The sequence below is a fragment of the Nonomuraea sp. MG754425 genome, from assembly GCF_021699195.1.
Taxonomy (GTDB): Bacteria; Actinomycetota; Actinomycetes; order Streptosporangiales; family Streptosporangiaceae; genus Nonomuraea.
On sequence record NZ_SSXE01000009.1, the window covers coordinates 57,179 to 80,455 of the forward strand.

A 23,277-nucleotide genomic window follows, 5' to 3' on the forward strand; every position below is an offset into this window, starting at 1 on the left:
GATGGCAAATGATCAGGTGGATGCGCGCCCCATCAAGCTCGAAGGGGGCACCTCCTTCTCCGTCAACGACGACGGCCGCAGTGTCGCGGAGATCGAGAACCTCATCCGGTTCCTCCAGCCGGTGTGCGTTCAGCGCACGGCCGCGTCCTACCTGGCCGCCGCGGAGAAGCTCTCCTGGCTGAACGACGTCCTGGTGTCACAGGCGACCGAGATGGCCAAGGTCTGGGAGGGGCCGTCCTCGGTGGAGGCGCAGCAAGCTCTGCGTACGCTGCACGCCACCATTCGCGAGCTCGCGACGAGGTTCAAGGAAGTGGGCGGGCCGCTGGAGTGGCTGGGCAAGCGGCTCTTGGAGCATCAGGACTTCGTGAAGAACCAGTCCGGGGCGTGGAGCGACAACACCTTCACCTTTGACGACAGCATGCGCAAGCGCGTCATCACGATGGACAAGGGCGTGCGGATGGGCTCGCAGGACGAGATGGCCGGCCAGCATCTGCGGCTGCTCAACGACGACCTGCTCAAGGTCTACGAGCAGTGGCCGACACACGTCCAGAAGGTCTTGCCGGACATCAAGCCGCCCGCGCTTCCCGACCCTGACCTGCCGGCGCAGGAGGATATCGACAACCACGAGGTTCCGCCGGTCACCGGCACCACGTCGGCGGGCGACTTCGAGAGTCCCGGCATCGGGGACATCGGCGGCCCTCCGCTCACGGACCTGGAGGGGACCGGCCCCCCTGGCAGCGTGCTCACCCCGGCCGGCGCCTACCCGGACGGCGCCGTCGACGCGGGCGGCACCGGCTCGGACGGCCGTTACCCTGACGCCGCCTATCCCGACGGCACGATCCCGGGCACCGGCTCTCCGGACGGAACCGGTCCGGACGCCTCCGCCCTCGACGGCACCGGCCCGAACGCCGGCCCGGACCTGCCCGCCGACCCCGGAACACCGGGCACCGGCGGGCTGAACACCTCCGATCCGCGCACCACCCTGGAGGACTTCCAGCGTCCGGCCAACTGGGATCCGAGCACCTCCCCGCCGCACGCCACCTCGCCCTACGCCACGCCGGGCACCGGCACCGGGCCCGGGACGGGCGCCGGCAACACCGCGGGCATGGGCGGCCTCCCGCTCAATGCCAGATCGGCCGCCGCGACCGGTAACCGCATGCCGTTCATCCCGATGGGCGGAGCGGGCGCGGCCCACAACGAGTCGGAGGAGAAGGAGAACAACACCTGGCTGCACGAGGACGACGACGTCTGGGGCGGCGACGCCGACGACGCCGTCTCCGACCGGATCGGCTAACCGGGAGAGGACCCGCGCAGCTTTCGTACGATCTGCTCGGCGACGGCCTGGTCCACGGCCGGGCACCGGTAGCTCTGCGCGACGATGTGCGCGCAGAGCTCCTCGTCCGGCCGGATCCCGTGCTCCTCCAGGTAGTAGGTGACGCTGTCGGTCCAGACCCAGGTCCCGTCGGTCCGGAAGCTGAGCGGCACCACCCTGCCCCGCGCCGGGTCGAGCCGGTCGAGGTCCAGGCTCGCCGTCGACAGGATCGCGGCGCCTGCCTGGAGATAACCGGCTGTCCGCGGGTCGCGCACCCGCGGGTGGTCGGGCCGGAAGTACGGCCCGCCGTCCCTGACGCCGTCGAAGACCCTGGCCACCGAGATCTCCGCGACGATCTCCGCCGCTCTGAGCCCGCTCATACGGCCCGCACCTGGACGAAGCCCGCCCGGCCGAGGCTCGACAGCAACGAGGGCTCGTCCGTGGGGTCGATCCAGATGATCTCGCCGGTCGGTCTCGGCGGAGGGCAGCGGGTGGTGACGAGGACGAGTGCCACGTCCGCGTTCCAGTGCGCCACGGACGGCGGCTGCGCACGGTCGGCCAGGAGCACCGCCCGCTCCTCGTCGGTGCAGCCGCCGAACGGGCCCTCGGCCGCCAGCGCCGCCTGGAGCCGCGCGGCGGCGGCGAGCGCGAAACGTTCCCGGTCCGCGAACGTGCCCGCATATTCGGGGATCAGTTCGGCGATCAGTTCGGCGGGCTCGTCTCCGTAGATCCGCCACCAGCCGTCGACGACCTCGTAGGCGTACGGGGAGCCGTCGGCTTTCACCGGCTGGGGTGGCGGAGCCTCGGCAGCGGAGGTGTTCCTGACGCGTACGCTCATCTCGGTTCCCATCGTCCGTCGTCGGAGGCCGCCTGCCACTGGGTGATCGCGAACAGGGCGGTCAGTTGTTCCTTGTCGGCCCGGCGGGTGAACAGGGTGTTCACCATGTCGATGAAGGAGGCCGCGTCCTGTTCCGGGCTCGCATCGTGTTCGAGGTGGATGCCGAGCTGATCGCGTGGCGGCAGGTACTCCCCGCCGTGGAGGGCGTAGTTCACCATGGCCACGGCGAGTTTGATCCGGGCCTGGATGATCGAGGGGTCCAGGTGCCCGTCGTTGTGGCGGAACTCGACGTGGTCGTTGTCCGTGCCGACGACGCTGGACAGGTTGAGCGCGGCGGGACGGCCGTTGGCGGAGCGCAACGTCGCCGCGGAGGCGTCGGCGGCGCCGGGGAGATCGTTGGGCCGGCACGCGTGGTAGGGCCGGTGCATCCCGTAAGGATCCCGGGGATCCTGCCCCAGCCGGAACAGGACGTCCTCGTAGCCGTAGTAGAGCGTCAGCAGCCGGTGCAGCGCGTTCACGTCGGTGCCGAGGCGGGGGGCGCCGACATGGATGTGCCCGCCGGCGTCCGGGGTGATCTCGCCGCCGTGTGATCGGATGATCTCGGTGATCAGCGGCAGCTCCGCCCACGTCTGTCCGGTGTCGCGCAGGATGCCGGTGATGAACTCGCCGCCGAGATGATCGCCGATGCTCTCCCACTCCATATGTGAGCGGCCGTTCACCCAGGCGGGCGCGCGGTGGTGCGGGAACACCTCCGGGCTCGCGGCGAGCCCGGCCCGGTGCAGCTCGCGGGCCATCGTGGCGATGTCCTCGTGCCAGGCCGCCAGGTCCCCGCCCACGTGGGTGAACTCCAGTTCCAGCCCGAACGCCAGGTCCAGGCCGATCGCGTCGTGTGTCAGGTACGGCACGATGGACGCGACGTCCGCACCGTCCGCCAGTCGCCGGGTGGCGTCCTGGACGATCGCGTCGTGGTCGTCGAAGTCCCAGCCGAAGTGGTGCTGGGTCCGCGTGGGCGCGGGCGCCGCCGGGGCGATCAGCGAGACCTCGCCCTTGGCGTGCATGCCGATGTGGTAGAGCCGGTCCAGCGCCACGTCGTAGGAGACCTGGCGCCCGTAGTGCTCGTAGAAGGGACGTAACGACTGCATGATCTCGGTGAGTACGTCCACGTCCTGCCGGCTCAGCGGGTTGTCGACCCACACGGCGGCGCCGTCGGCGTTTCGCGCGACGAAGTTGCCCCAGAGAGCTGGGCCCAGCACCAGGGACCGCGGGGGCCGGACGGGATGAGAGCGGCCATGGTCGAAGCCGGCCAGGCCGCGCTCCGTCAGCTTCAGGTTGCCGTCGTTGTGCCGGTCGTTGTTGACGATCAGCAGGTCGAGCAGCTCGATCAAGATCGCACCCCGGACGTTCCGCACGCTGGTGCCGGGAAGGGAGAAGCCTTGGAGGTACTCCATGAAGACCACCTTCGGGTCCGACGGGTGCCCGACGACGACGGGGACGTCGGCGCCGATGAGCCGCCCCACCAGCGCCCCGAGGATCTCGGCCTTGACCTTTTCGGCATCTGTCCGCTTCTGTACGACTTCGACGCCGTCCACGCTGAGATGCGACACGGTGCCGTCCACGCCCTGTTCCGGGAACAACTGCCAGTCACTCAGCAGGGCGGACAGCGCGCCTTCGACCAGGGACGGAGGCAGGCCACGCTGGTGAGCGACCGGTGCTGACGGAACCATGGCCGGCCGGTCGGGCGCTGCCACCGGCGCCGCCGGGTGAGCCTGGAGCCACTGGCCGTTGTCGTCGCGCGGAAAGATCGGCCGGCCGTCCGGGGTGTACTCCTGCACCGCCGCGGTGTGCGCTGCTCTGTCGGCGCCGATGTAGACGATCTCGTCGCCGGCGAGGATCGAGCGGCCGGTGTGGTCCGCCAGCTCCTGCAGCACCGCCGGGTTCCGCGCCGTCTCGCAGCCCAGGATGCGTATCCACGCGCCGGGCTCGCCGATCACGCGCGGGTCGTGGGCGAGCATGGTGGCCAGGTCGGCCGCGCTGAGCCGTTCGGAGCCGATGAGGAATCCGGTGCCGTCGCCGGCGATCGCCACCTCGATGATGCCCGTGGAACGCCGCAGCAGGCGCGGATCGGCCGTCGGCATGACCGAGGAGCTCTCGTCGCGATACCAGATGCCTGCGGTGACCTCCTGACGATGGTCGAAGATCAGGTCCCGGTGCCGGCTGCTCAGCGGTGGTGCGGGGATCCGGCCGGCCGCGCCGGCGGGCACGTCACCGGGCACACCACCGGGCCTGACGCTCGCGAGGGCCGGCGGCTGGACGCTGCGCCCAGGGCGTGCGTTCCCGGTGACCTGCGTTGACGGGGTGTCCGGCAGCGCCGCCAGCGCGGGACCGAGCCAGGCCCGGAGCTGTTGCGCGGCGGCGGCCGAGGTGTCGGCGGGCAGGAAGATCCGCAGGTCTCCCGGCGACCGGCCGGGGCCGTCGATGCGCAGGTGGCCGCGTGGGGTGGTCTCGATCGGGCCGTCGGCGGCCAGCACGGTCCGGCCGGTGAACCGGGCGAGGTTCTGCGCGAAGGCCGTGCTTCCGTCGTGGGGGCCGGTGAGCAGGATCGCGGCGTTCGGCGGCAGGCTGGGAGAGTTCAGCAGCATCGCCGCGATCACCTCGGCCGGGACAGTCCGGCCGCCGACCGTCATCCCCTGCTCGGAGTAACTTCCCTCGACCACGAAGGCGCCGTCCATACGACGTGTCACGGGGCGCGTGTCGTCCGAGCCGCTGCGGACGCGCACCCCCGCTCGAGTCTCGCTGACCGCCCGGTGGAGCCGCGGCGCCAGGTTCCGCGCCAGGTCGGGGGTGAGCTCGATCGTTGGCGTGACCACCGGCTCGGTCCTGGTCCGAGCGGGCTGCTGGACGAGGACGTAGTGCGTCTCGCCGCCATCGGTGGTCAGCACGGCCGTCACGGCGAATCGGGCACCGGATCTGAACAAGGCGTGATGCGGCCTGCCGGACAGATCACCGACCGGCACGTAGTCGGACGCCAGGATGGTCACCCTGACGCCGTGCGGCGCCTCGGCCAGCAGGGCGGCGCTGTCGACGCCGTCGAGCAGGGTGTCCACGGTGAACTCCGCGCCGGGCCGGATTCCGGGGGGGATCAGGCCGTCGGGTAACCGGGCGAACACGTATCCCTCCGCACTCGGCCGTTCCGCCAGCTCGGCATCGGCACGGGAGAGCACGTCACTCTGATGCCGGGCGGTCACCTGCGTCAGATGCTCGTTCCGCAGGAGGTCGCCCAGGACGGGACCGGGCGGAGGCCGCCACGCGGGCACGCGATACTCGACGGTCGCAGGGGGCTCGGAGAGCGCGATCGGGATCAGCCGGGTGTCGTCGGAGCCGGTGAACGTGCTCAGGGTGTGCAGAATCCGCTCGTACCGGCCGATGAGGCCGAGCCGGTCGAAGATGCCGCGAAGCGCTTCGAACCGGGCGGTGAGGTCGGCGACGTCACGGGACGACAGCACCGGCGCACCGGCCCGGAACTCCCAGTCGAAGGCTGAGCCGAAGTGGACCAGGAGCGGGTTGGCGTCGAGCAGCCGCCGCAGAGTCGCGTGGTTCATCGGCCGATCCTGGCTCAACAGGGTGTACAGCGCCCGGGCGGCCAGGCGGGCCCGCGCCTCGGCGGTGGACTCCGGAGGTCCCGTGAGCTCCTCGTAGACGATGAACGGGGTGGCACGGTGGAAACCCGGCTTGCCGTCCGTGGCTTCGCGGGCCTCCTCCAGCCTGGCTTCGAATTCGTCGGCTGCCGAGCGGGCCGGGAACTCGTGGCGCAGCGCCCGCCGGCCGTCACCGAAGACCACCTCAGTGGTGCGGCCGGAGGTGCCGATCACCTCGGAGACGCCGGTGGCCAGGCTCGCCCGGAGCTCGTTGCTGCCGTAGGCGCGCCACACATACCCCTCCACCTCGTCCATGTCGACCGCCGGGCCGTCGAGGCCGAGCGCCCTGCGCACCAGCGCGCGGACGAGCACCTCCGAGCCGATGAAGAAGGGGATCCGCTCCGCCTGTGACCCGTCGGCGAACGTGATCACGATACGCAGCGTCGGTGGCGGCAGCGTCCCGGCCCGCTGCCGGATGTTGTGACGGAGGCGGCGAGCCGCGTTGATCAACCGGCTCGCGGCTCCCGTCCTCGCCGGAGCGGGCGGGTGCTCGTCCGTGGTCGTGAGCCGGTCGAGGTGGCCGAGGCGCAGCCGCTGTCCCGGCGCGGCGGCCAGGACGTCCTCCACTCCGATCGCGTTGGCGGCGAGCGGACCGCCGGCCAGGGACTCGTGCCGGGCCATGATCTGGTCGAACTGCGACAGCAGGCCCAGTGCGGCGAAGTCCGCGCGGGCGTCTTCCAGCATGGTCCTCAGCGTCTGCACGTCCGACGGGGACAGCGGGTTGCTCAGCCACTCGCGCTTCCCTGAGGCGTCTTCACGCAGGAACAGCTCCAGGAGGGGGGTGCTGCTCGGGTGCAGGTGGAAAGCCGGTCGGGTGACGAACGGCGTGACGTCGGCGAGGGCGACCAGGTATCCGGTCAGCACCGCTTCGCGAGTGCCCAGGAACTCGGACGAGGCGTCGGCGGGTGTCCAGTCGATCAGGATGCCCAGGTCACCGGCCGCCCTGGCGGTTGCGACCAGTCCCAGGCGGCCGGCCAGCTCAGCCATCAGCAGGGCCAGATCCCGCTCCTGACGGGTCGAATACTCCAGGAGCAGCGCGGACGTGCCGTCGCTCAGCGTCACCTCGGAGAGGTTCGCGCCGAGCGGAAGTGGATCGCCTTCGACACCCGTCGCCGCGAACTCGCCGGTCTCGTCGAAGTTGATCAGGCTGTCGATGGTGCTCCGGCGCGAGCCTCCGGTGCGGATGGCGAGATCCTGTTCCACGGCGGCGATCTCGTCCAGCAGCACGCGTTGGGCGTCGGTGCCACCGGCCTCGGTGGCTTCCCGCAACTTGCGCCGGAGGAACGTCAACTCGTTGCGGCGCGCGCTGACGCACTCGTCGCGGGCACGGTCGTCAGGTGACGTGTGGGTGTGACCGTCTCCTGCCATCCGGTGTTGCAGCACGTCACTGATCTCATGGAGGACCAGCCGGCCGATCTGGTCGTCGGCGACCCCCGGAGCGAGGGTCATCAGGTGGGGATCATCTGCCGTGCCGGCGACGTTCTCGACCGTCGTGTTGCCGAGGTACCCTCCCTCGACGGGTCTCACCTTCACCCGGAAGTGCAGCGTCCCGAAATCGCGGGTGTCCACCAGGATGGTGTCGCTGCCTTCTTCCCAGCGGATCCCCAGGACGGTGTCGGTGGCGCCGGAGAAGTCGCTGAGCTCCACATCCCTGTTGAACAACCTTCTGGCCAGCGGGACGGTCAGCTCACCTTCCGATGCGGGCCGGCCGTCGGCGACGAATCCGGACTCGGGGATCGGCGCGCCGTGGGTGACCCCGCTGTCCCAGGGGGCGGCGGGCGGGGTGCCGCCGCGGCGGGTGATGTCCGCGGCGATCGCGGTGATGGCCTCGGCGAGGCGGTCGCGTACGGCCTGCTCCGTGGCCTGCCGCCACTTCCGGGAAAGGTGGGCGTGCTCGTTGAGACGGGGGACGACGTGCGGGTCATGAACTCCGTGGCCCTCGGCGGACGCGGGCGATGAGGCTCCGGCCACGCCCTGCGGCCCGCCGGCCGCCTGCCCGGCCTGGGACAGGGCGAGGCGTGAGAGCTCGTGCACCATGACCGACGACACGACCTGCGGGTCCAGGCGTGGGGACAGGACCATGACGTGCGGGTCCCGGGCGGTGCCGGCGTGGAGGTCCGTACGGCCGGGCAGGCTCTCGCCGGGGTCGCCGATCGTCACCCGGACGTGCTGGTCGGGCATGGACGGCGACCGCACCACCAGCACGTCCGGCGCGGCCCAGGTCAGCCCGGTGACGGCGCCGTCGAAGTCCGTCGGCGCCACGTCCTGCGCGAGCACTTCCGGCAGGGACAGGTCGGGATCGCCGGCAGGCCGGGCGGAGGCGTCGAACGGCGTGCCGGGGAGCGCGGGCGAGGGGACGGCCGGCGGCTCGTAGGGGTAGGCGGGCGCGGCCGGCGGGATGGTGACGCCGAGTTCCCGCAGCACCTGCTGCGTGAAGGTGCCCGGCTCCCCGGAGGTCATGAAGACGTGGCGCAGATCGAGGTTCAGCCGCGCGGCGGCGGCCAGCACGCCGGGGGAGAGCGTGGAGAACGCCTGGGCGAACCCGCCGTCGGGAGTCTCGCTGTGGACGGTGCCGTCGGGGTGGACCAGGTAGCGGTGCTCGCCGTCCGGTTCCTGGACGATCACCAGGACCGGCTTCCCGTCCTGGCGCGCCTGCAGCCGGGCGGCTCCCAACTGCGGGATCAGGCCCGGGGCAGCCTCGGTGGCGATGACCGGTTCGGTCGCCAGGGGCGTGGGGGCGAAACGCACGCCCGCCTCCATCCGGGCGCGCAACTCGGTGAGCTGTTCTCCGAAGAGGGTCACATAGACCTCACCGTGGCTGGCGTGCCGCAGATGGACGGGGGCACCCACGGCCTTGTCCGTCCTGCCGGGACGACGGGCCCGGCGCTGGAAGGTGAGGTCGTAATCCACCCTGAGGCGGACGGTGTAGAGCTCGCCCTCCTTGAACTCGCTGAGTTCGGTCCGGACCCCGTTCATGTCGGTCATGCCCTCGGACGACTGCTCGCCGACCGACTTGCCGTAGCCCATTCCGGTGACGTCGTCGTTGCCGGAGGCGGTCCCGCTGAAGGGGGCCAGCCTGCCACGGCCCATGGTCGTACTCGTGGTGGTCGAGGTCCTGTCGACCTCTCCTATCTCGCCGTCGAACGGACCGGCGATGACCTCAAGATCGGACAGGTTGGCCTCGATCGTGACGTCCACGCCCTGGTCGTCGGCGTCCAGCCAGGCCACCGAGACCATCCGGGCGCCGCCTGGCCGGGACATCTGCTCGAAACCGGTGAGCAGGGCGTCGACGGACAGCCGGGTGACCAGCTCCGCCCTGCTCAACGTCATGTTCCGGTTGCCGGTCAGCTTCCCCAGTCGTTCGGTGACGACCTGGAGCAGGGACGGCCGGCCTTCGAACAGCGAGTCGGGGAAGAAGCCGGGGTGCAGTTCGACCCGCCGGGGGTCGTTGACCGCAGGGCGCTCCGCCGGCCTTTCGGCGAGCGGCCTGATCATGCCGCCCGGGATGCGACGGACCAGGGTGGCGTTCAGCCGGCGGGTCTCCGTCCGCACCGGCCTGCGCCGGACGGCCACCGCGTCGGCCGCGGTCTTGGTCTTCCCCCTTGGCAGGGGTCTGCGTTCCACGGTGACCTCAAGGGTGAACTCCTGTTGCACCCGGGCCATTCCGAGGAACAGCTTGAGCCGCTGGAGCCTCGTCTCCTGCGAGTTGCGCGCGCCCGTCACGGAGCGGGTGCGGTCCGTCGACAGGCCGAGCCCGCGGCCCCGGCCGTCATCCCCGCCGTTGTACTCCCCGCCGAAGCCCCAGGAGCCGCTGGACGTCTTCGACTCGGTGATGTCGGTGTAGCGGTAGCGCTGCTTGATGCCGCCCGCTTCGTTGGTGTGGCCGACCAGCGTCGCCTGCTCCCTCTCGGCGGCTCCCTGGGGCACCACCTTCACCGTGACGGTGATCTCCTCGGCGATCCCGCTGTCCGCACTGCCCGTGGCGACGTAGCTCTTCTGGTAACCGGCCTCGCTCCACATGTCGTTGACGTGCATGTCGGCTCGGGTGCGCGCGAAGTCGACGCCCACTTCCCCACGCAGGGTGGGGACGGCGGCCAGCACCTCGGGCGCGATCTCCGACAGGATGCCCAGCACCTGCTCGCCCAGCCTCGTGGGGACCCCCTGCTCGTCGGTCATGGTGAAGGACTCCACCATGCTCGCCCCCATCGCGCTCACGTACGGGGGAGCCAGCACGACCTGGCGACCTCGATCGATGAGATCGGCGGCGGCGCTGAGCGCCCGATCGAGCCGCCGGCGCAGGAGCTTGCCCTTCTCGCTCTTCGGCTCCGGACCGAGCTGTGCGACCTCCCTGAGCCGGTCCAGCAGGCGGCGCAGGGTGTGCTTGCCGGACAGCGGGACCTCGCCGGGGGACAGGGCGGCCAGATCCGCGAGATAGCGCTGGACGAGCGGTGTCGCGAGCGTCCGGTCGAGGTCCAGACTGCCGTTGAGGAACCGCTCGACCGCGTCGGCGACCAGGTGCAGGGGCAGCTTGAACTCGCCGTCGGCGTACAGGCGCAGGGCGTCGTACTCGGGCAGCGTCAGCAGGGCGGTGCCCTGGGTGCTCGCCAGGTTCTCGTCGGGCGACGAGCCGTTCTCCAGGCTCTCCCGGCCGGTGAGCTGGAAGCCCACCCCGACGCTGAGGATGTAGTGCCGGCCGGTCTCGATCGTGAGTTCCTCGGTGCCCCAGATGTCGAGCACCGATCTGGAGGTCGAGGTGGTTCCGGAGCGGGACGGAAGCGTGACCTTGCCGCCGTCTCGGGAGGTGCCCTGGTCGTCGAGATCCGACCCGCTGACGGACGCGCCGGCGTTCCCGTTCCAGGACTTGCCCCAGTTGATTCCGGCGCTGCCCAAGGCGAACTTGATGTCCCCTGTCACATGGTCGACGACGCCGACGACCTCCGCCTGGCCGTACTCGCCTGACACGGACAGGGACGAGCGGGCAGGCGACGCGCGGGCGTCGATGCCGGTCTCGGAGCCGAAGGCGCCTTCCTCCCACTCGGGATGGGAGACGAGGTTGCGCACGTTGAGCAGGGCCGCGAAGTGCTGGAAGGCGTGCGAGCCCGCCCGCATCCCCCTCGGCAGCGCCCGCCGTCCGGCCTCCAGCATGCCGCCCGCGTCCAGGTGCAGGAGCCTGGCGCGGGCCAGGACGCTGTCCGGGAGCTTGCCCACGGACGCGTTCCTGGGTTCGGTCTCGGGCAGGAGGTCGGTGGCGATGACGAGCTTGGCCGCACCGGCGACGGCGGGGAGGCTGTTCTTGACTTCGCCTTCCTGCAGGATCTCGATGATCAGGTGGTGGCCGAGGCTGAAGATGGCGACGGGACCGGTGCTCTCTTCCAGCGTGACGATGTTCTGCGTGCTGCCGACGCTGGAGCCGACGTTTCGCGTGTGCCCGCCACCGCCGCCGACGTTGGCCTCGTGAGCGAGGCCGTTCTGCCCCTGGTCGGGGGCTTCGCCCATCTTCCACCCGACCTTGCCGGGGTACGTCCTGGATCGGCTGTGACCGCGACCCGAGGTGTCGGAGCCGATGTCGAGGTTGACCACCGTCTGCGAGGTGCTCTGCCCGATGTAGGTGACGTCGTCGAAGTTCTGCACCAGCTTGACGCGCACGGTGTAGTGCTCCGGGGCGGCGTTGGCCCGGTGGCGCACCAGGTCGATGAGCAGGCCGTCCTGCGCCGCCTGGTCGTAGCCGGCCTGCGTGCGCACCGCGGACAACTGCCGGACGACTTCGTTCAGGTTGACGAGCTGGCTCGCCTGCTCCAGCTCATTGCCGGAGAACACCAGCTCGCCGTTTTCGATCTTCGGGATCACCCCGCGCTCGCCGAGATCCTGGAGGACCTTCCCGGCGACGTCGTCCAGCCCGGTGATCTCCTGGACCAGGGCGGGGCCCGCGCCGCGCATCTGGCCCGGCCCGTCGCCCTGCCACGTCGGCAGTTCCGGCTTGCGCCCGGTGGGCGGCTCGGGGTCGGGGTCGCCACGCAGGACGGGGAGCCCGTCGGCCCCGATCTTCGGCGTTCCGTTGACCTGCACCGGTGCGGCGGCGTCGATGGGCAGGCCGAAGCGGTAGGCCGCCGCTTCCTGCATGCTGACCAGCGCGGTGCCTGTCACGGACGGCAGGGACGTCGAGGGCGTGCTGCCGGCCCCCTCGATCGTGATCGTGTGCTTGAGTTGCAGCTTGTACGCCTGCCTGTGCCCGGTCTTGCGGTGCACGCTCGGGTGGATGGCCTGGGAGTTGGCGGTCGACGTATACGACTGGCCGGCGGATCTGCCCAGCTCCGGGCTGGGGCCCATCGTCGGAGCGTAGGAACCCGGCAGGTTGACGTCCTCGATCATGGCGATGTCCAGCCCGGCCGAAACGCTGCCTCCCAGCGAGCCGCCGCTCGACGCTCCCCCGAGCACGCCGGCGAAGTCGTTGAGCACCTCCTCCTCCCACTCGTCGGGGGTCGGCCGCCCCACCATCTGGCTGCTGGGCACCTCGACGACCTCGGTGTCGATCGTGATCCGCACCTTGGCCCCACCACCGGTGGGGATCGTCAGGGTGAGCCCGCCGTTGACCGCCTCGCGCAACGCTCCCGGCAGCGTGTCGACGATCGCCGTGCGCAGATTGTGCTGGGCCACGGTGCCGATCTTGGCGAAATCGCCGCCGAGCTTTTCCGCGACGTCCTTGAGGATCTGCTCGAGATCCGACATGCCGGTGACCGTCACGTTGGGCAGGTTCGGGTCCCGCCTGCCGGGGTCGATCGTGATCGTCTTCTTCGGCGGCGGCTCGACGTGCGCGTGCGAGAACCACATCCGCTGGCCGGAGGCGTCGCCGGGAGCGCCGGAGTTCACGGTGGCACCGTCCCGCCATTCCGGCGATGACCTGGTGCGTATCGCCACCGTCCAGGTGGCCGCGGCTTCGTACAGCATCGACTCGCCGCGGTTGTCGCGAACGGCGCCGAACTGGGCGAAGACCCCCCGCCCACCGGTCACGCTGCCGGTGCGCCCGCCGCTCGCGCCGAGTTTGATGTTCAGGAGGGAGCCGATCCAGCGAAATACCGACTCGTCACGGTACATGGCGGCCAGGGCCCTGCTGTCGAAGCGCGGCGAGCGGCCGACACTGTTCGACTGGGTGGCCGTGACCGTCCGGCCTCCCAGGGAGAACACCCCCATCATGATCTCCGAGGCCACGACCTGTGGGTCGAAGATCTCGACGAGGTCGTCGATCTGGAGCCTGATCCGCACCTCCGCCGGATTCCCGGCGTTGTCGACGCGCAGCACCGCGCCGTCCTCGGTGAGGAGCTTGTGGAAGTTCTGGCGGAGGAACCGCTCCAGCTCACTGGCGGTGTAGGTGCGGACGACACCGTTCTGGCCCAGGACGTCGTTCACGGTCTCGGTGAGCCGGTTCAGGTGGGCCATCCTGCCCGTCGGCACCGCGTCGGTCCAGCTCTCCTTGCTCGGCAGCGTGTTGCCCCAGGCTTCACGGAAGCCCACGTGGGCGCGTCTGGCCCGGCCGATTGACCGGCGTCTGTTCGGCGGTACCGCCTGGTACTTCTCGTACGACTCCCGCGCCGCCCTGGCTCGATCCAGGGCCTTCTGGTACAGCCTGGCCATCCTGAGGTGCCGATTCCGCGTGGCGCGGTGGAGTCGCACCTCTTCCCTGGCCTTGCGCCACCGTTCCTGGCTGCCCTGGTCCTGATGGCGCCTTGCCTTCCTGCCTTTCGTCACGGCCTTCTTCGCCTCGTCGTCGGCCTTCTTGGCGCTGTTCTTCTTCGACTCGACCTGGTCGCTCAGGTTCTGCTCGACCTGGTGGAAGGCGTCGATGAGGGACTGAACCTCCGCATCGGACGGCTCACCGGCCGGTACGGCAGGCAGGACGGGCGGGCGCGGCTGCCCCGCGGGCGCCCAGGGAGGTGGCGGCGCGGCGTGGCCACGCGCGGCCAGGTCGCGCAGCACGCCGTCGATGTCCACCGCGAGCAGGCGCTGCTCGACGGGGTCCGCTGTCTGGTGCCACCGCTCGACGAGGTATCCGAGCTCGTTGAGCCTGGCCAGAACGCACGCGTCATGGGTGTGCGGTCGCCGCCCGCCGCGCAGCAGCCTGCGCAACCTGCCCGGCCCGGCCGGCTCGGCCAGCCGCTGCAGGGTGTCGGTGATCTCGTGCAACCAGGTCCTGGGCGCCTGGTCGGCGGCCGTGCCGGAGGCGAACTGGACGAGGTGCGGATCGTCCCGGCTGCCCGATCTGATCTCGGTTTCACCCATGAGGTCGCCGCTCAGGACGGCGACGACGGGGCGGAAGTGCTGGACGCCCAGGCTGGTCTCCACCCGGAGCGTGTCGCCGTCCCAGGCCCAGCCGAGTACCTCCCCGTTGCGGAAATGGTCCGCGCGGAGGGCGTCCAGCGCGGCCTCGATCTCGGCATCCGTCAGGGTCGAGTTGCCCTGAACGTAGCGGGTGCCCGGCACCGCCCGGGACGTGACCGTGCCCGGCTTGCTCTGTGGGTGTCCCGTCGTCGCGGTGGCCTGCGGAACAGCCCTGGTCCGGCGGGCCGCCCTGATCAGGCGGGTGACCAGGCTCACCGCGGCGGGGGTGCCGGTCGCCGGCTGCGGGACCGGGCCGGTCACGGCGGCGGGCCGGACGTCGCCCGGCTGCGTGGTGGCGGTGGCGTTGACCGTCACGGAGGCGGTGGTGCCGGAGTCGGCCTCCTGCGGGGCGGCGGTGGCGTCGGACGTGCCCACCGGCTCGGCAGCGGCCACGGGTTCCGGGGCTGGTGCGGATTCCGAAGCGGGGACGGCCGGTTCAGCGACGGAGGCGGCTTCCGGGACGCCGGCCGGTTCCGGGGCGGGCGCGGGCTCCTGGAGGGTGGCCGGTTCCTGGGCGGTCGCGGGATTCGGGGCGCCGGTCGGCTCGGGAGCGCTGACCGGCTCCGAGGCGACCGGCGCCTGGGCTGTCGCGGAGGCGGGCTGTTGAACGGGGGCGGCCTGTTGAGCGGGGGCGGGCGAGGCGGCCTGGACAGCGGGCTGTGACACCGGTCCTCGGCCCGGGTCGGTGCCCTGCCTCGGGGCTTGGGCGTCCGGCTCGGCCTCTTGCCGCGGAGCCGGGAGGTCCTGTTGCGCCTTGGGCCGGAGGGCCGGGGGCGCGTCCGGGGTGGTGAGGTCGAGTGCGGGCGCGGCCTGCACCCTGCCCGAGACCGGTTGCGGAACGGCCGGTTGGGTGACGGCGGCGGCGCGGTCACGCCGGGCCGGGCCGGTGAGGTCGGCGGCCGGCTGCTGAGCCGGTACGGGCGCGGCGGCGTCGTCGGGAGCAGCGGGACGGGGCCCGGCGAGCGCGGCGTCACCGGCGGTGGGAGTGCCGGGTGGCGCGCTGATCGCGGCGTCGAACGCGCTGCTCAGGGTCGACAGCGGGTTGGTGATCGCGCTCGCGACGGACGGGTTGAAGGGGCTGATGGTGTTGGTGCGTCCGGCGCCGCCGAGGAAGCCGCCGTACACGCCTTCCGCGCCGGGCAGCGCGAACTGGTCGTACACCAGGTAGTTGGCGGCGATGCTGCCGGCGGGTGAGGAGAGCATGTTGTTCAGGCCGGTGTTCAGGGCGCGTCCGGGGAAGCGCAGGAACGCGTTGCCGACGCCGGGGTTGTCGCCGGCGATCCGGTTGAGCCGGGAGACGCCGGGCAGGTCGTTGGTGAAGCGTGACACCGGCCCGCCGAGCTTGGTGCCGAGCACCGCGCCGGTGCCGGCGCCGACGGCCGCGGCTTTGATCTTCTTCCAGTCCCAGGTGTCGCGGGTGCCCATTTTGATCTGCTGATACTGGGCGAAGGCATCGATGAAGACCTCTTCGGAGATTTCTTCGACCAGTTCGGCGGCCAGCGCCGCGTTGAAGAACTTGCCACCTGCTCCGGTGGCGGTCGCGGCGAGCTTGGTGACCTGGCCGCTCGCGGTGACGGGACCGGATCTGGACGCCACGAGCGCGAGTCGTTGCATGATCAGGGCGATTCTGGCCGACCCCGCCGTGCCCGCGCTGCGTAGCAGCACGCTGGCGAGCGGGGCGAAGCCCGCGGCGATCAGGGCGATGAACGCGGCGGTCACCGCGATCCAGAACGCGACGTTGACCGAGAGCTTGGAGTACTGCGTCTCGCGGGCGAAGTTGTCGACCATCTTCGCGTAGGAGAAGGACTCCTGGGCTTTGGCGACGATGCCGGCCTTGTCGTCGGACAGCTTGGCGAGCCGTTTGAAGATGGCCGGTTTGGCGGGTGACTGGAGGCTGCCGTTGAGGCTCTGCACCGTGGCGGCGGTCGGGTCGAGCGTCCCGATGAGCAGGTTCATCAGTTTGACGTACTCGACGCGTAGTTCCCAGAGCTTGCTCTCGCTGCCCATGGGCCAGCTCTGGCCGGCGGTGAGGAGCGGGATCAGATGGTGGACCACCCAGCCGGGCAGCGCCTCGGTCCGCCAGACCGGGTCGATGTCCTTGGTGGCGATGCCGCCGTCGAAGACGTGGGCGGTGCCGGTGGGCTTGCGCGCGCCGTTGACGTCGCCACGGCCGGCCATCATGCCTGGAGGCGCGGGCGGGTGAGGCCGAGCTCGTTGGCCTGCTCGGTGGTGAGCGTGTTGGAGACCGTCGCGCGCAGCAGCGGCCCGGAACCGGAGATCTCCTCGATCAGTTCGCCGGTGTCACGCAGGAACCTCTCGGGTCCGCCGCCGGCCAGATACTGCGCGGTGAAGGACGCGCCGTCCGCCCCGTCGCCCTGCGGATACCCGGCGTTCAACTCCCGGATCCGGGCCGCGATCCCGGGCCAGGCGGCGGCCAGGTCGGCCGCCATGGCGTCCCACTGGTTCAGGCTGGAGTCGATCGCATCACGGATGTGCACGTCCGCCCGGTCGCCGGCGGTCATGGACGCGGCCCGTCGTCCGGCATCCCGCCGGAGAGCTGGTCGAGCACGGCCTCCAGGTCGCCGTCCAGGTGGGCGCGCAGTTGTTCGGGCGGGACCACCGGCCCGAACAGCTCGACCAGTTCCTCCAGGGCCTTGGTCCTGGCCTGCCGCACGGTCGCGGTGATCGTGTCGGCCAGGCCCCTGGCGTCGGGGCGGCGGAACACCCGCGGGTCGAGGTCCAGCCTGATCAGCTCGCCCCGGACGCTCACGGTGGCCGAGACGTGGCCGTCGGCCGACTGCTCGGTGATCTGGATGGCCTGGGCCCGCGCGTTGAGATCCTTCGCCTCGCGTTGCATGCGCATGAAGGTTTCGCGCAGTTCCTCCGCGTAGGCCTGCAGCCCCGCGATGTCCCCGTCTTCGATCAAGGTCTCAGTTCACCTCCAAGCCGAGGGAGCACGACGACCGCCGGGAAGTCCGCTACCGGATCTGCTCGTATCCGCCACCGGAGTCGGCGGTGGTGGTACCGCCGGAGAACTTCACCCACGAGCCGGCCGGGGCGTGATGGTAGACGGGCACGGTGTGCAGGGGAGTGATCTCCTCGTTCTTCACCACGCCCGCTCCCTTCACGTCCACCGCCGACCAGATCTTGGTGCGCGTGCCCACCTGCTTGGTCTTGAACGTCACCGCGCAGGCGTTCTGCTTGCCGGCGTTGTACAGCAGGTAGGCGACGCCCCCGGTGAACGCGGCCTGCCGCTCGACCTGGTAGCCGGGGCCGCAGACCGTGGCCGGCGTCTCAGCCGTCTGGAGGGAGGCAGAGGCGGTGGCCGTGGTGCAGATCGCCGCGGTCCCGAGCGCGGCCACGAGGGCTCCGGCGAGCGTCATCTTCCTGAGATTCATGATCTCCATCTCCCGTGGGCAACATCGTGCGTCATCGACCCCCCGGGAGCGCTCAAGCAGCACCCCGGGCAGTGAGGGGACTCGTCCGAGGCGTCATTCTCCGGTGCCTGGTTCCTCGTGTCGTTAGCACGGAGCGCAGACCTTGTTGGCAGCAGGCGCAGGCCGGCCGTCACCTGTTCACGAGCGGTACGGCCTGCTCCCGGAGCGCTGTCACCTCGGCACGCCGCACCCAGAGGCGGTACACACCGCGCTCCACCCGTTCCAGGCCCAGCGCCGCGGCTCTGACGGCGTCCGCGCCGAGGTACTCGACGAGCAACTCGGCCTCCCGCGCGCGGTGCACCAGGAACGGCGCGCCGCGCCACTCGCAAACGGTCGTGACGTGCCAGATCGCGGAGCAGTCCGCCGCTGGGACGGCGCGCACGAACCGGCCGTCCGTCACCCTCTCGAAGCCGTCGCCGGGCGCCGGGCCGTACAGACGCATCCAGAGCACGCCGTCGATGAGGTCCGGCGACGCCTCGTGGTCGGCCCCCGCCCAGCGCGCGCGATATGCCCGCCCGTTCACTCGCCCGCCACCAGCAGCCAGCAGCCGTGGTCGGCGTCGTACCGCGCGTGCGTGCGTTCCTCCCCGTCGGCCGCCAGCTCGACGATCTCCGCGCCGTGCGGCAGGCCGACGCCGTCGACCTTGTACTCCCTGATGGTCTGAGCCGCGTTCGGCACCAGGCCCATGCCGACGAACGGCGGCTCCTCGACCACCCAGCCGGCCACCGCGTCCCGGCGCTTCTCGTCGGTGCCGCCGTACGGGGTGGGGTAGAGCGCCAGACCGATCGCCGGCCAGCGCAGCAGGTTGACCGCCCCCTCCATGGTGAGCGCGCCCTCCTGGAGCAGCGCGTCGGCGAGCACGGAGGGCGTCGCGATGTGCGCGACGTCGAGAGCGTGGTGGCAGTAGCCGGAGATCCGCGGCCACGCGTTGTCGAGCAACTCCTGGACCTGCGCCCCCTGGAGCAGCTTCTGCATGATCGGGACGCCGCTGCCGGGCTCGGCCGCCAGGTCCTGTTCGAGCGTGGGCACCGCCAGCCGCGCGAGCGTGCCCGGCTCCAGCAGGAAGGACGGTTCCAGCCCGGGGTTGACCGCCAGCCCCCAGCGCGGCTCCGGCCAGCCCGCCGCGAGCTCGACGAGCGACAGGACGCGGAAGCCCCGGACCGCGTCGCCCGTGGCCTCCCGCATCGCCTCCGCCGAGGTGTAGACCACCACCCAGACCCGGTCCGCCCCTTCCACCGTCGGCCACGCGATCGGCTCCTCGCCCCTGACGGCGGCGTCGCCGACAGGACAGGCGAAGTCCGCGTACCGCAGCAGTGTCAGGCAGGTGGTCAGGTCGTCCTGGCTGTGCGCCTCCTGGAGCCGCTTCTCGAACGGGGTCGGTGCCGGCATGGCGACACCCTAGTGGGTGCCGATTCGGCGCTGTAAGTTGCACGCATGACGGATCGGCCGGTCGCCCGCACCCGCGATGAAGCTCTCGTGTACCTCGACCTGCATCCGTGCGAGTGCGGCTCGGTGGCGACCGAGTGGGACAGCGGCGTCGTGAGCATCGAAGGATCGCTGGTCAAGTGCTACTCGGGGGTCTGCGAAGGCTGCGAGACGACGCGGGAGTACTCCTTCGCGCTGCCCCGGCGCGAGTCGATGCCGCGTGAATGGCCGACCTTCGGCGGTCCGGAACCGTCCCAACTGCTCGACGCGGGGGAGTGGATGTGGCTGTCCGACTTCACCGCCGGCAACGTTCCCGAGGAGCCGCGCAACGCGCGCCGCACGCTCTCCATGGCCCGCGCGGCCGTGGAGGAAGTGCTGAAGTTCATCCCCGAGGGGCAGGACGACGTCCCCGCCGCCGCCTTCTGGTCGGCGCGCGGGCAGGAGGTACGCGATGCCGAGCCGGCCCGTTTCCGCCGCGACCGTCTCCTGGTCGTCAGAGACACCTACCGCGACCTCGCCGACCGGTAGCGGCGGCTCAACGTCCAGGTGGCACGGCTACCGTCAGAGACTGGGCCGGACCGCCGATGCGGCGCCAGGCAGCCGTGTCCCGGGACCAGCGGACGATCGCCGAGCGGTCGGCGGTCAGCACGTACACCCCTCGCCGGCCCACTCCGATGTCCGCGCCCGCCGCGCCGATGTCCTGCCATTCCCGGACAGAGTCCGGGTTCTCCGGCCCGGGTGCGAGGACGCGTAGCCTCTTACCCGTCGGATCGGTGGAGTAGAGCCCCGAGGCGCCGCCGTACAGAGCGCCGGCCGGCCCCGCCGCCTGGACCCAGGGCAGCACGGCCGCCGGTTGTCGTCCGGGCGCCCAGCGGTTGACGGCTGTGCGTTCGGGGGTGAGTCCGTACAGGTCGCCGCCGGTGAGCGCGAACGAGGCTCCGGCGGTGCCGACGAATTCCCAGGAGCCGGGCCGACCCAGGTAGCGGAAGATCCGGCCGTCGTTCGGATCGGTCGCGAACAGGCCGGGCTCGCCGCCGTACAAGCGTGCGGCGGGACCGCCTACCTGAGTCCATGACGTGCCGTACCCGTCCCACACGCGGACGGCCTTGCGGTCCGCATCCAGGCGGTAGACACCGGAGCCGCTGACCGCGACGTCGTGGCCCGCATCGCCGATGACCGACCAGCGGCCGGGACGTCCACCGTACTTGTGGAGCCGGTTGTCCGCCCCGGCGGCGAACAGGCCCGCGGGCCCGGACCAGAGGTGTGTGGCGCTCTCGCCGACCTTGGTCCACCCGGCCGGGTCCGTGCCGTCCCACTGGAAGACGCCCTGGCCGCCCGGTCCGGTGGCGAACACGCTGCCTTCCGCGAGTGGCGCACCTGCGCCGTGCGCGGACGGCGCACTCGCCGGACCCGGCCAGGCCAGTGGTACGAGCAGCGCGAAGGCGACGAGTACGAGGCCGCCACCGGCGAACATCAGCGGGCGGCTGCGCCGGCGTCGGTTCATGGGTGCTTGGCGCGCTTCCGCGTCCGTCGTGGACGGGACATCGCCGGGAGACGCGGAGATCGTCTCCTCGTCTGGGGCCGGCGGGGGCGCGGTGGTGGGGATCGTCCTTGGAACGGGTGCTCTCATCGCCGCGTCAAGAGCCGCGGAGTGCAGTCGTACGGCGGTCTCCAGCCGTTGCCGGCGTGCGCGCTCGTCCGAGGTGTGGTCCTCCACCAGCCGGGTGAGCAGGTCGAGCGGAACGAGCTTCTCGCCGGACCGGTACTCGCCCCACAGCGTCTTCCCGACGGGGTAGCGGGCGGCGAGCTCGCGGACGGTCGTTCCGTCGGTCAGCGTCAGCAGGAACTCCGCCAGCGCGTTCGCCTGCTCGGTGCTGCCTCTCGCCCGACCCTGAGGTCTACCCACTCTGCCGGTCACCGCAGTAGCCTCTCTTCGCGCTCGAACCGTTGATCAGTGCAGCAGAAATGGTTGTCCGAGGACAACGTATTGTCCGGACTTAATCAGCTATTTCATGTCGAACTGTTACGGACAATCACCGAACCTGCCAGCCTCAGGACCGGCAGCGGCTCCTTGGACCGCCGCGCCCAGTCGCCGGAACGCCTGCCGCTTCGGCACGATCCGGTTCTTCAGATCGCCACGTCATGGGGATGAAAGGTTCATATCGTGCCAAAGCTCTTTCCGAGGGATGTGGAGGGCGTGCGGCCGAGACGGGGGAGTGGCGTCGCCGCCGTCCACCCCGCGTCCGGGCTGGAGGATGTGGAGACGGAGTGCGATCACTCGTACGCCACTTCGTGGATTCATCGCGCGACTGGACGCGGTTCCGTGGCTTCTGCGTCCACTGATCTGGTGCCCAGGCAGGACCGCCTCGCATGGTGGGCGCACCTGTCCGCGCACGAGATCGTGCCGATCGCACTGTCCACCGAGCACGCCGATGACTTCCGCGGCCTGGCGTATTCGGTTGACCTGGCCGCCGCACGGGTGGCCGAGTTCACGATGTCACCGCTCAAAGCCCGGCGCACACCAGCCCACGTCCGGCGCCACGACCCCGACGGGTACTGGCTCTTCCTGGTCCACAACAGTCCCGTCCGGCTGGAGCAGGCACACAACGACTCCGTGCTGGAGGCCGGCGACTTCGCGTTGTTCGACACCTCGCACCCGCTCGCCACCGAGTTCGTCGACGCCGGCGAGCTGACCCGGCTGACGTTGATGTTCATGCCGAAGCAGGCGCTGCCGCTGCCGCCAGGCAAGGTGGACCGGTTGCTGGCACGCAAACTGACTGCCAGGACCGGCATGGGAGCGATTCTGGCCCGCTATCTCACCGGGGTTCGTGAGCAGGCCACCGGCTGCCATCCGGCCGAGCTGCCCCGCCTGGGCACCATCGGTTTAGACCTGGCCGCCGCGTTCCTCGCCGGCCACCTCGACGCTGAGCGCCACCTGCCGGGCGAGAGCCAGCACCGCGTGCTCGCCGCACGCGTCGACGCCTTCATCGACCAGCACCTCGGTGACCCCGGCCTGGGACCGGTCGCCATCGCCGCACACCACCACATCTCCGTACGCACGCTGCACGTACTCTTCCAGCAGCGGCCGGAGACCGTCAGCGCCACCATCCGGCGACGCCGGCTCGAACGCTGCCACACCGACCTCGCCGACGTGCGCCTGAGAGACCGGCCGATCGGCGAGATCGCGGTGCGCTGGGGCTTCAAGACCACCGCCGAATTCAGCCGCGCATTCCGTGCCGCCTACGACATGAGCCCGCGCGAGCATCGGCAGCAGGCGTTCGCCGTGGCTCCTGGCCTCGGTTCGCAACTTCTCGAGGCGACCGTGGGCGAGCGCGATCACCGCGCTTGAGTGCGTCACTTGGCCGTGGCCAGTGCCAGGTCTCCCTCCAGGCGGCGGGCAGCGGTCTGGAGGGTCGCCACGAGCGCGGGCAGTTCGGTGCGTTCGTAGCGGACGCTGGGCATCGAGACGGACAGGCCCGCCACCGCGACGCCCTGGTCGTTGCGCACGGGGACGCCGACGGCGACGACGCCGTGCTCGGAACGGCCGTGGTTGACCACGAACCCGGCTCGCCGGATGCGGGTGAGTTCGCCTTTGAGCCGGGTCAGGTCGGGGTGGGCGGACGGCTGCTCGGCGTAGCGGTCGGGGGCGTAGACGGCCTCGAGTTCGCCGGCGCTGAGTTCGGCGAGCAGCAGCAGGCCCGCCGTGGTCTGGTGCGCGGGGAAGACCATGCCTTCGCGGTTGCCGACGCGTAGCGCCTGGTCGCACTCCACGCTGACGATGAACCGGGCCGTGTCGCCGGTGCGGATGGTGAGGTTGGCGGACTCCTTCACGGCGTCGACCAGGCGGCGCAGGTGCGGCAGGGCGGTCGTGCGCAGTTGTGAGGTGTGCGAGCGCGAGTGCTCGGCCAGTTGGAGCACAGGGCCGGCGTGGTAGCGGTGCCGCTCGTCCTGCATGGCGAAGTCGCGGTAGACGAGCATCTGGAGCAGCCGGTGTGCCGTCGATCGCGCCACGCCGAGCCGGTCGGCCGCCTCGGAGACCGTCAGGGCGCCTTCGAGCTGCAGCATCGTCGCGATCCGCAGGGCGTGGTCGACGCTGGCGACGGCGTACGCCGGTGGTGTCTTCAGGGGCTTGTCCACCGGACCTCCGTTCTGCAGAGAAGAATGTGGTGTTCTGGTAGAGGTATGTCGAGCACTCTC

At 71.0% G+C, this 23,277-nt stretch carries 14 protein-coding genes; 4 read left to right on the top strand and 10 right to left on the bottom strand.

What is annotated here, in order from left to right; genetic code table 11:
- Position 1: 1 nt before the first annotated feature.
- Entirely contained in the window at positions 2-1,294 is a 1,293-nt protein-coding gene (locus tag FAF44_RS05070; protein ID WP_237101817.1) for a hypothetical protein, read from the top strand.
- Here the strand turns inward: FAF44_RS05070 and FAF44_RS05075 are convergent.
- From FAF44_RS05075 to FAF44_RS05110, 8 genes are all read right to left on the bottom strand, one after another.
- Complete coding sequence (locus FAF44_RS05075; RefSeq protein ID WP_237101818.1) at positions 1,291-1,692, bottom strand: hypothetical protein; 402 nt, start codon at positions 1,690-1,692, stop codon at positions 1,291-1,293. The genes FAF44_RS05070 and FAF44_RS05075 overlap by 4 nt on opposite strands.
- On the bottom strand, positions 1,689-2,150 hold the full coding sequence (locus FAF44_RS05080; protein WP_237101819.1) for a hypothetical protein: 462 nt from the start codon (positions 2,148-2,150) through the stop codon (positions 1,689-1,691). Before FAF44_RS05080 ends, FAF44_RS05075 begins: the two co-directional genes overlap by 4 nt.
- Complete coding sequence (locus FAF44_RS05085) at positions 2,147-16,399, bottom strand: hypothetical protein (RefSeq protein ID WP_237101820.1); 14,253 nt, start codon at positions 16,397-16,399, stop codon at positions 2,147-2,149. Before FAF44_RS05085 ends, FAF44_RS05080 begins: the two co-directional genes overlap by 4 nt.
- A complete protein-coding gene (locus FAF44_RS05090) occupies positions 16,396-16,740 on the bottom strand; it encodes a hypothetical protein (RefSeq protein WP_237101821.1) in 345 nt (114 codons plus the stop codon). Before FAF44_RS05090 ends, FAF44_RS05085 begins: the two co-directional genes overlap by 4 nt.
- Complete coding sequence (locus tag FAF44_RS05095; protein WP_237101822.1) at positions 16,737-17,144, bottom strand: YbaB/EbfC family nucleoid-associated protein; 408 nt, start codon at positions 17,142-17,144, stop codon at positions 16,737-16,739. Before FAF44_RS05095 ends, FAF44_RS05090 begins: the two co-directional genes overlap by 4 nt.
- Before the next feature lie 52 nt (positions 17,145-17,196).
- Positions 17,197-17,616: a hypothetical protein gene (locus tag FAF44_RS05100; protein WP_237101823.1), complete on the bottom strand. Its 420-nt coding sequence runs from the start codon at positions 17,614-17,616 to the stop codon at positions 17,197-17,199.
- Between the two features lie 169 nt (positions 17,617-17,785).
- Positions 17,786-18,178, bottom strand: a complete 393-nt coding sequence (locus tag FAF44_RS05105) for a hypothetical protein (protein WP_237101824.1) — start codon at positions 18,176-18,178, stop codon at positions 17,786-17,788.
- On the bottom strand, positions 18,175-19,044 hold the full coding sequence (locus FAF44_RS05110) for an SseB family protein (protein ID WP_237101825.1): 870 nt from the start codon (positions 19,042-19,044) through the stop codon (positions 18,175-18,177). The genes FAF44_RS05105 and FAF44_RS05110 overlap by 4 nt, the downstream gene beginning before the upstream one ends.
- 45 nt (positions 19,045-19,089) lie before the next feature.
- Between FAF44_RS05110 and FAF44_RS05115 the strand changes: the two genes are divergently transcribed.
- Entirely contained in the window at positions 19,090-19,608 is a 519-nt protein-coding gene (locus tag FAF44_RS05115; protein WP_237101826.1) for a hypothetical protein, read from the top strand.
- A 7-nt stretch (positions 19,609-19,615) separates the two neighbouring features.
- Here the strand turns inward: FAF44_RS05115 and FAF44_RS05120 are convergent, their stop codons facing one another.
- Positions 19,616-20,998: a hypothetical protein gene (locus FAF44_RS05120; RefSeq protein WP_237101827.1), complete on the bottom strand. Its 1,383-nt coding sequence runs from the start codon at positions 20,996-20,998 to the stop codon at positions 19,616-19,618.
- Between the two features lie 36 nt (positions 20,999-21,034).
- Here FAF44_RS05120 and FAF44_RS05125 point away from each other — a divergent pair, with 36 nt between their 5' ends.
- Positions 21,035-21,232 (top strand): hypothetical protein, encoded by a 198-nt coding sequence (locus tag FAF44_RS05125; RefSeq protein WP_237101828.1) that lies wholly within the window; start codon positions 21,035-21,037, stop codon positions 21,230-21,232.
- A gap of 195 nt (positions 21,233-21,427) precedes the next feature.
- The gene (locus FAF44_RS05130; RefSeq protein ID WP_237101829.1) at positions 21,428-22,429 is read left to right on the top strand and encodes a helix-turn-helix domain-containing protein; all 1,002 of its coding nucleotides are present in this window, start codon (positions 21,428-21,430) and stop codon (positions 22,427-22,429) included.
- A gap of 5 nt (positions 22,430-22,434) precedes the next feature.
- Here FAF44_RS05130 and FAF44_RS05135 read toward each other — a convergent pair whose 3' ends face one another.
- Positions 22,435-23,217, bottom strand: a complete 783-nt coding sequence (locus FAF44_RS05135) for an IclR family transcriptional regulator (RefSeq protein ID WP_237101830.1) — start codon at positions 23,215-23,217, stop codon at positions 22,435-22,437.
- Between the last annotated feature and the right edge of the window lie 60 nt (positions 23,218-23,277).